Source organism: Amaricoccus sp. W119 (assembly GCF_047275745.1).
GTDB lineage: Bacteria > Pseudomonadota > Alphaproteobacteria > Rhodobacterales > Rhodobacteraceae > Amaricoccus.
The window spans coordinates 1-7,256 of record NZ_JBKQWU010000103.1; the positions used below are offsets into that span (position 1 = coordinate 1).

Genomic DNA, 7,256 nt, shown 5'->3' on the forward strand with positions numbered 1-7,256 from the left:
CTTGATCATCGAAATGATCTGCGTCTCGGAAAATCGGCTCTTTCTCATTCGTCTGCTCCTTCGAGGTCGAGCAGACCCTACATCAGAGCGAGGGAGTTTCCGGGGGGCAGGTCAGTGGCGGTACCCCTCTCGCCCCGAGCGACTATGACCAAATTGCAACGGCGGGCAATCGTTTTCAGGGTGGGGACTCGCTCGGTCCTCTAGAGCGAATCGCATCCCGGTGAAATTATCCTCGAAAGAGGATGTTTGGCCTTGACTGTCCTCTTTGGCGGATACATACTCTCCCTCACAGACCCGGCCGATCGAGCCCCGCTCCGAAGACGCCGCGCACCAAGGGGAGACAGAAATGATCATCGTCCGCTACCACGACGACAGCCTCGCCGAAGCCGACAGCCTCGCCTACGCGGCGCAGGCGTTCTACGCCGACGATGTGGCGATGGCGTTCGAGGTGGACCTCAAGGCGGGCACGTCCCGCGACGTGACGGAAGCGCTTCTCGCCGAGATCAGCGACTACGACGCGGAGTGCCTCGCCGAGCGCCAGCACCAGCGCATCGAGAGCGCGGCGGGGAATTTCCTGTGAGCGCCCCCATCATCCACACCGGCGACGCCTACATCCTGCGCACCTGCGCGGCGGACATGACCTCGCGCGGCGGTTTCGTCTGGCCGCGCGAGGGAAATGTCGCAGCCCCGGATTGGGCGGCGACCGCTTCCTGCGGCGCCGGGCTCCACGGCTTCCTGTGGGGCGAAGGCGACGGGTGGCTCGCATATTGGGGGCCCGATGCCGTATGGGTCGTCGCCCGTGTCGAGCAGTGGGTCGATCTCGGCGGCAAGGTGAAATTCCCGGAAGCCGAAGCCGTCTTCGCGGGATCGCGGAGCGAAGCCACGGACAGGATTATCGCCCTCGGCGCGCGAGGCGCCGTCATTGGATGCACCCGTATTGGCGGGTACGGCAGCACGCTCACCGGCGGGGCCCGCAGCACGCTCACCGGCGGAGGCGGCAGCACGCTCACCGGCGGGGACGGCAGTACGCTCACCGGCGGGGACGGCAGTACGCTCACCGGCGGGTACGGCAGCACGCTCACCGGCGGGGCCCGCAGCACGCTCACCGGCGGAGGCGGCAGCACGCTCACCGGCGGGGACGGCAGTACGCTCACCGGCGGGGAGCGCAGCACGCTCACCGGCGGGGCCCGCAGCACGCTCACCGGCGGAGGCGGCAGCACGCTCACCGGCGGGGACTACTGCACGCTCACCGGCGGGGACTACAGCACGCTCACCGGCGGGGACGGCAGTACGCTCACCGGCGGGGACGGCAGTACGCTCACCGGCGGGTACGGCAGCACGCTCACCGCGAAGTGGTTCGATGGCAACCGCCACCGCATCGTCGTTGCCTATGTCGGCGAGGACGGGATCGAGCCCGGCGTCGCATACCGCGTCGTCAACGGCAAATTCAAGGCTACCAAATGATCCGCCTCGCCCTCGCGGGCCTCGCGCTCGGCGCCACGGTCGCGCTTGCGACGCCCGGCCCGACGCCTGACCCCGCGCTTATGGCCTGCGTCACGCTGCTCGACCGGGCGGCGTACCTCGAAGCCGCAGCCGAGGCGGTTCCGCCCGGGCCGCAAACCGAACGAGCCGCAGCGAAAGCGCATGCGGCGATTGAGCAAGCCAAGAACGGCTGCCGTTAACCCCAAGGGAGTGAGTAACCATGCCTGGAGACGACCTGTACCCCTGCGACGAGGCGCGCGACTACGACCGCGTTTATGAGCCGGGCATCCGGCGCGACCTCGCCGACCGCATCCTCGCGGCGATCCAGTGGCTCGTGACGTGGGGAGGGCGACGGAAGTGACCGCCGCGTCTCTTCTCGGCCTCGGCGCGATCCTCGGCTTCGGCGCCCTCTACACCCAGTCTATCGCGGGCGACGAGTGGAGCCAGAGCACGGCGCTCGCCGCGACGCTCGGCTGCGCCATCGGATGGGCCGCGCACTGGATGCTCGGCGCGGTGATTTGATTTTTCAACCGAAAGAGGACTGAGATGGAAAATCCCTACGTGATCATCCGGACCTACTCCGCAGGAGTACACGCCGGGGAGCTTATCCGCCGCGACGGAAAGGAAGTCGAGCTTCGCAACTCGCGGCGCCTCTGGCTCTGGCACACGGCGGATCGAGGCATCAGCCTGAGTGACGTGGCTGTCGGCGGCATCGATCCCAACAAGTCGAAGATCTGCGCGGTGCTCCCGAGCATCATCCTGACGGAAGCCATCGAAGTCATCCCCGCGAGTGACGCCGCCAAGTCGAGCGCGCCCACCTGCCGGGGCGGGTCCGTCCTGCCCCGGCCCTTTCGAGAGGATGAGATGATGCACCAGACCTACCCCACGCCCGCATCCCGCGAGGACGGCGGGACAGAGCGCCCCGGCGCGGACGGCTTCTACCGCGTCGTGCGGGAGGAATACCCGGTCAACCAGCTGAGCCTGACCGCGCGGAACGTGACCGCGCGGAACATCCTCTGGGAGTTGGAGAAGGTTTGCGGGAGGGCGCGGGGATGACGAAATTCCGGGTCAAGCAGAACGGCATGACCGTCGCATCTACCGAGGGGCCGAACGCCGAGCGCGAAATCTGGCACTACGCCCACCAGTACCGCGAAGAAGGCGAGGTGACGATCCAGCATAACGCCGAGGGGCATTGGAAACGGTTCGCCCTGCTTTGCCAGTGGCCCGTTGCGGGAGGGCGCGGCGGTGAGTGAGGACAACACCCTGACCGTGGCGCTGGTCACGAGCCACCTGATCGATGCCGAAGAATACCCGGAGGAACCGTGTGTGATCCTCACCGGCAGCAAGGAAGCGGTCAAGGAGGCGGGGCGGCACTTCGATACGGCTGTCTCGATTATCCCGCAGGCGGACCTAGCCGCGAAAGACGCGGAGATTGCGCGGCTTCGGGGGGCGCTGGCGGAAACCGCGGCGATCCTCCAAGCGGAAGCGGCCCGAGCGACCGGCCGGCCATTCGCGGGGGAATGGAACATCCCCTCGCTCGGCGTAAAGGCAACCGTTGGTCAGGCCCTCGATAGGGCGAATGCGGCCCTCGCAACGGAGGGAGGGGCCGATGCCTGACATGACCCACCCGACCTGCGAGCGGCGCGCGTACGCCGAGATGACCGCCGCGTGGCGCGCGGTTCAGGCCGCCGCGATGGCCGACGAGGACGCCGCGCTTGAGGCTTACGAGGCCAAGCGCGCGGCTTGGGAAGACGCGAGGAACCATGATGCTTCCGAATGACCCGCTCCGCGCGATCAGCGTGACGAGCACGAGCGGCGGGCAGCACAACATCCTGTGCCTGCTCGTCGGGAACATCGAGCCGGGCTACCACCCGCACGAGGCGGTGAAAACCGTCCTCCACATCGTCGGCTACGGCAGATCTACGTCAACGGCGCCCATGACGACTGGATCGAGTGCATCAGGAACGGCGGGCCGGTGCCTAGCGTGGAGGACGAGGAATGAAATTCCGCGACCACAAGTATGAATTCACCATCCCCTACGGCGAAGCGCATTACCATATTTGGTCCCTCAGGGGGCCGGAAGGCGGGGTGCATTTCCGCGCGACCAGATACCGACAGGAGCAATTCGGAACAGGGATCGAATTTCACCACATCTATCCCGGGGAGTATTTCAAAGGAGAGGCTGCGCACAACACCAAATGCTGGCTCTGCGGCTGCCCTTGCTGGCACCACGGCTCCAGCCTCTACGCCTCGGAAACTCTCTGGCCGAAGATAGCGCCACTTCTGGGGGCAGGGGATCACGAAGCGGTCTTTCGCCTCCTGGAGATCGAATACGACAAGAATTTCGAGGCCCGCCGATGATGATGCACCACACCGACCTTCCCCGCGTGATGGACCGGTCCGAGTTCGAGGCGACGATCCAGCACCAGCTGCGGCCGTCCGATCAGGAGGCGATGCGGCGCATGCTCGATGGGCTCTACGCCGACGATCCGGTCGAGGACGAGCCCGAGCCGACCGTGCGCCGGGCGATGGACACGATCCTGGCGGCGCTCGCGGTGATCGCGATGTGCAGCTTCATCGCGGCGCTCGACCTGATCATGGGAGCGCGGTGAATGTCGATGGTCTGGACCACCATTGAGGACGAGACGCTGCGCGAGGCGCTGCGTCTCAACCCGAACGTTGGCGCGGCGGCGCTTGAGGACCGGTTCCCGATCCGCTCGCGCGGCTCGATCACGAAGCGGCTGCGGCGGATTCGAGGAACGCCGAGCAAGCCAGCGGTAGCGCCTCAGTCTGCGCGCTCGGCGGCGGCGCACTCCAAGCTGGCGAGCACGCCGCTCCCCCCGCGCGGGTACAGCCGCGCCGAAATCGCATGGGCGAAGGCGACGGAGCACAACCCATCGGCCCGGCCCATCCATCCGCTCGAAGCGCGGCTGATCCTGAGCCTCCACGAGAACAGGGAGAGGTGGGCGTGAAGCCCTCCTGCCCTCTGGCCATCCGCGCGACATTCACCGGCCCGAGCGTTGCGCGCGTCGCGACGGCCACAAGCAGATGGAAGGCCCTGCTCCCAAGTGCTGGGTTTTCTCCCCGATACCCAGCCCGGATCTAGCGCGACGGGCGGATGACCTGAGAACAGGAGAGAGATGATGGCTAAAGGATGGACAGAAGCGGGCGAGGCTGCGTTCCCGCTACTCGGAAGCCGGGGCGATTGGGGTTGTGATGAACCCGGCATGAGCCTGCGCGACTGGTTCGCGGGGCAGGCCATGTCCGGGTTTGCCCCGCGCCTCACGCCTAACTCAAGCGATGAAGATTTAACCTTCATCGCGCGGCTCTCCTACCGCATGGCCGACGCGATGCTCGCGGAGATGAGCGATGACTGACCGCACCACAACCCCGCCCGGCAGCACGGGCGCGATGGGGAACACATCACACGCGGTTCGCGCCCAGCGGACAGAGCCGATGGACAGCCTGGACGATTTCCCGACCCCTCCATGGGCAACCAGAGCGATATGTGAATATATCGGCCCCGACCGCCTGCGAGGTCTTGCCTGTCGCGAGCCCGCCGCGAACCGGGGGCACATGTCGCGCGTCCTCGGCGAGTATTTCGACGGCGTGGAGGCATCGGACGTTCACGACTACGGGGCTGGTTTCCCCGTCTCGGACTATCTCGCGGGCGACCTTCCCGAAATGACGGACTGGACGATCACGAACCCTCCATTCCGGCTCGCCGCTCAGTTCATCCACCGCGCGCTACTGACAAGCCGCGAAGGCGTAGCGATGCTCGTTCGGCTCTCATTCGTGGAGACGGTCGGGCGGTACTACCGCTTGTTCGAGCATGATGCGCCAGCGGTCATCTACCCGTTCACCGAGCGCGTGGTGATGCACAAGGGGAAGCTGGCCCCGAAGGGATCGACCGCGACAGCCTACTGCTGGCTGGTCTGGAATATGAGAATACACCCCGCGCCGGTCACACTTCTGGAATGGATCGCCCCGTGCCGCAGAAGGCTGGAACGAGCGGGGGATTACGAGGGAGACGACAGACCGTGAAACAGGCGCCCCTATTCGCCAGCGAGCGGAGCGCGGCGCAGCTTCTGGATATGAAGCCCCGCGACTTCCGCGAGTTGGTCGAGGCGGGGCACCTGCCGCCCGGTCGCGTGATCGCGCCAGGGATGGTACGATGGGACGTTGAGGACTTGCGCCGGGTGATGCGCGGCGAGGCGGTCGATGGGATGGGGGATGTGCGGTGGTGAGGTGTGCTTATTGCAACGGGTCAGGGAAGACCGGGCCAACCCATGTGAATTATGGCGGTGGGCGCGGGGAGTGGCTCAACAATATCCCGTGCTTCGAATGCGATGGGACTGGGTGTTGGGATGAGGCGCGCGGGGCCGCGTTCGAACTTGGTCAGAAGAACCGTCAAGCTAGGGTCAATCGTGGCAAAACCCTACAGGAAGCCGCCAAGGAGATGGGCATCTCTCCGGCTGAACTTTCCCGCCGTGAGCGAGGATTGCGGTGAAAAAGCGCTACCTCTGGCGCCATTCCTCAGGCCGGATCTACGTCCGGGTCCGTGGTCGGCACTACAGGATCGCCGCCGCCGAGGGGACAGCCGATTTCGACCGCGAGTATTGGGAAATCCTGACCGGGAAGCGGCAGGCCGCGAAGACAAGCTGGCGCGCTCTGATCGAGGACTATCGCGGGTCGGACCGCTGGACCGGGCTCAAGCCTCGCACGAGGAGAGACTACGAGAAGATCCTCGCCTATCTGGACGAGAAGATCGGCGGCCGCGATGTGCGCGCCCTGACGCGGGCGGATGTGATCGCGGCGCAGAAGGCAAACGCGCATCGTACCCGGTTCGCGAACTACATCCCGCAAATGCTCGTCGTGCTTTGCGAGCACGCCATCGACCTGGGCTGGATCGAGGCGAACCCGGCGAAGGGGGTGCGCGCGCTCAAGACGCCCGAGGCGCGGCGGCAGGCGCATGAGCCTTGGCCCGATTGGGCCGTCGAGAAGTTCCGCGCCGAGGCTTCGCCGCGCGCCCGGCTGATTTTTGAGATCGGGATCGGGAGCGTCCAGCGGCCCGGAGACTGGACTAAATTCACATGGGGCGACTATGACGGCGCCTCTCTCGCGGTGAGGCAAGGCAAGACGGGAAAGGCTCTGGTGCTCCCCTGCACGGCTGCGCTCAAGGCTGCGCTGGACGCGGCCAAGGCGTCCCTTGCCGCCGCGCCGATGCCGAACGTGCCGATCCTGGTGAACCTGTCGGGCGAGCGATACACGGACAGCGGCGTATCGCAGGTCATGCGCAAGGAGCGGCTGCGGCTCGGGCTGATGGCCTACGACCTCCACGCGCTCCGGTATCGCGGAGTGATGGAACTGGCATGGGCGGGCTGCGATGATGACGAGATCGCTTCATTTTCCGGGCACAGCACCAAGGCGATGATCCTGCACTATGCTGGAATTGCGCGGCAGATCATGCGGGCTCGGCAGGCCGGAACGAAACGGGACAGGAACACGAACCGGTTCGAAAAGTGAGACTCGAAGTGAGACCACATGGAAGCCACTCTGACCTATCGGCCCGTAACCTATTGAAATCGTGGTGCCCGGGGGCGGATTTGAACCACCGACACGCGGATTTTCAATCCGCTGCTCTACCCCTGAGCTACCCGGGCGTCGAACCGGGAAGCCGGTTCGCGCGCCTCACTAGGCCAGACCAGCGCTGGTGTCCAGAGGGGATCGTGTGAAAAGTCGGTGGTGGTCTGGCGCCCGCCGGGGCGCCCCGC

At 66.0% G+C, this 7,256-nt stretch carries 17 protein-coding genes and 1 tRNA gene; 17 read left to right on the forward strand and 1 reads right to left on the reverse strand.

The window, feature by feature from the left end; all coding sequences use genetic code 11:
- The first annotated feature begins 346 nt into the window (after positions 1 to 346).
- From ACLJK8_RS21300 to xerC, 17 genes are all read left to right on the forward strand, one after another.
- Entirely contained in the window at positions 347 to 580 is a 234-nt protein-coding gene (locus tag ACLJK8_RS21300) for a hypothetical protein (protein WP_413152408.1), read from the forward strand.
- On the forward strand, positions 577 to 1,464 hold the full coding sequence (locus tag ACLJK8_RS21305) for a hypothetical protein (protein WP_413152410.1): 888 nt from the start codon (positions 577 to 579) through the stop codon (positions 1,462 to 1,464). The genes ACLJK8_RS21300 and ACLJK8_RS21305 overlap by 4 nt, the downstream gene beginning before the upstream one ends.
- Positions 1,461 to 1,682 (forward strand): hypothetical protein, encoded by a 222-nt coding sequence (locus ACLJK8_RS21310; RefSeq protein ID WP_413152412.1) that lies wholly within the window; start codon positions 1,461 to 1,463, stop codon positions 1,680 to 1,682. Before ACLJK8_RS21305 ends, ACLJK8_RS21310 begins: the two co-directional genes overlap by 4 nt.
- 20 nt (positions 1,683 to 1,702) lie before the next feature.
- Positions 1,703 to 1,843, forward strand: a complete 141-nt coding sequence (locus ACLJK8_RS21315) for a hypothetical protein (RefSeq protein WP_413152414.1) — start codon at positions 1,703 to 1,705, stop codon at positions 1,841 to 1,843.
- On the forward strand, positions 1,840 to 2,004 hold the full coding sequence (locus tag ACLJK8_RS21320; protein ID WP_413152416.1) for a hypothetical protein: 165 nt from the start codon (positions 1,840 to 1,842) through the stop codon (positions 2,002 to 2,004). Before ACLJK8_RS21315 ends, ACLJK8_RS21320 begins: the two co-directional genes overlap by 4 nt.
- 24 nt (positions 2,005 to 2,028) lie before the next feature.
- Positions 2,029 to 2,538 (forward strand): DUF6948 domain-containing protein, encoded by a 510-nt coding sequence (locus ACLJK8_RS21325; protein ID WP_413152418.1) that lies wholly within the window; start codon positions 2,029 to 2,031, stop codon positions 2,536 to 2,538.
- Positions 2,535 to 2,735, forward strand: coding sequence for a hypothetical protein (locus ACLJK8_RS21330; protein ID WP_413152420.1), 201 nt, complete (start codon positions 2,535 to 2,537; stop codon positions 2,733 to 2,735). The genes ACLJK8_RS21325 and ACLJK8_RS21330 overlap by 4 nt, the downstream gene beginning before the upstream one ends.
- Positions 2,728 to 3,099 (forward strand): hypothetical protein, encoded by a 372-nt coding sequence (locus ACLJK8_RS21335; RefSeq protein WP_413152422.1) that lies wholly within the window; start codon positions 2,728 to 2,730, stop codon positions 3,097 to 3,099. The genes ACLJK8_RS21330 and ACLJK8_RS21335 overlap by 8 nt, the downstream gene beginning before the upstream one ends.
- Entirely contained in the window at positions 3,092 to 3,262 is a 171-nt protein-coding gene (locus ACLJK8_RS21340; protein WP_413152424.1) for a hypothetical protein, read from the forward strand. The genes ACLJK8_RS21335 and ACLJK8_RS21340 overlap by 8 nt, the downstream gene beginning before the upstream one ends.
- 218 nt (positions 3,263 to 3,480) lie before the next feature.
- A complete protein-coding gene (locus tag ACLJK8_RS21345; protein WP_413152426.1) occupies positions 3,481 to 3,843 on the forward strand; it encodes a hypothetical protein in 363 nt (120 codons plus the stop codon).
- Complete coding sequence (locus ACLJK8_RS21350) at positions 3,840 to 4,094, forward strand: hypothetical protein (protein WP_413152428.1); 255 nt, start codon at positions 3,840 to 3,842, stop codon at positions 4,092 to 4,094. The genes ACLJK8_RS21345 and ACLJK8_RS21350 overlap by 4 nt, the downstream gene beginning before the upstream one ends.
- On the forward strand, positions 4,095 to 4,454 hold the full coding sequence (locus tag ACLJK8_RS21355) for a hypothetical protein (protein ID WP_413152430.1): 360 nt from the start codon (positions 4,095 to 4,097) through the stop codon (positions 4,452 to 4,454).
- Between the two features lie 255 nt (positions 4,455 to 4,709).
- Positions 4,710 to 4,859 (forward strand): hypothetical protein, encoded by a 150-nt coding sequence (locus ACLJK8_RS21360; RefSeq protein WP_413152432.1) that lies wholly within the window; start codon positions 4,710 to 4,712, stop codon positions 4,857 to 4,859.
- Positions 4,852 to 5,526, forward strand: coding sequence for a hypothetical protein (locus tag ACLJK8_RS21365; RefSeq protein WP_413152433.1), 675 nt, complete (start codon positions 4,852 to 4,854; stop codon positions 5,524 to 5,526). Before ACLJK8_RS21360 ends, ACLJK8_RS21365 begins: the two co-directional genes overlap by 8 nt.
- Positions 5,523 to 5,729: a hypothetical protein gene (locus ACLJK8_RS21370; RefSeq protein ID WP_413152435.1), complete on the forward strand. Its 207-nt coding sequence runs from the start codon at positions 5,523 to 5,525 to the stop codon at positions 5,727 to 5,729. The genes ACLJK8_RS21365 and ACLJK8_RS21370 overlap by 4 nt, the downstream gene beginning before the upstream one ends.
- Positions 5,730 to 5,773: 44 nt before the next feature.
- Positions 5,774 to 5,992: a helix-turn-helix domain-containing protein gene (locus ACLJK8_RS21375; protein ID WP_413152437.1), complete on the forward strand. Its 219-nt coding sequence runs from the start codon at positions 5,774 to 5,776 to the stop codon at positions 5,990 to 5,992.
- Positions 5,989 to 7,008, forward strand: coding sequence for a tyrosine recombinase XerC (xerC, locus tag ACLJK8_RS21380; protein WP_413152439.1), 1,020 nt, complete (start codon positions 5,989 to 5,991; stop codon positions 7,006 to 7,008). The genes ACLJK8_RS21375 and xerC overlap by 4 nt, the downstream gene beginning before the upstream one ends.
- Before the next feature lie 62 nt (positions 7,009 to 7,070).
- Here xerC and ACLJK8_RS21385 read toward each other — a convergent pair.
- A tRNA-Phe gene (locus ACLJK8_RS21385) sits at positions 7,071 to 7,145 on the reverse strand.
- Between the last annotated feature and the right edge of the window lie 111 nt (positions 7,146 to 7,256).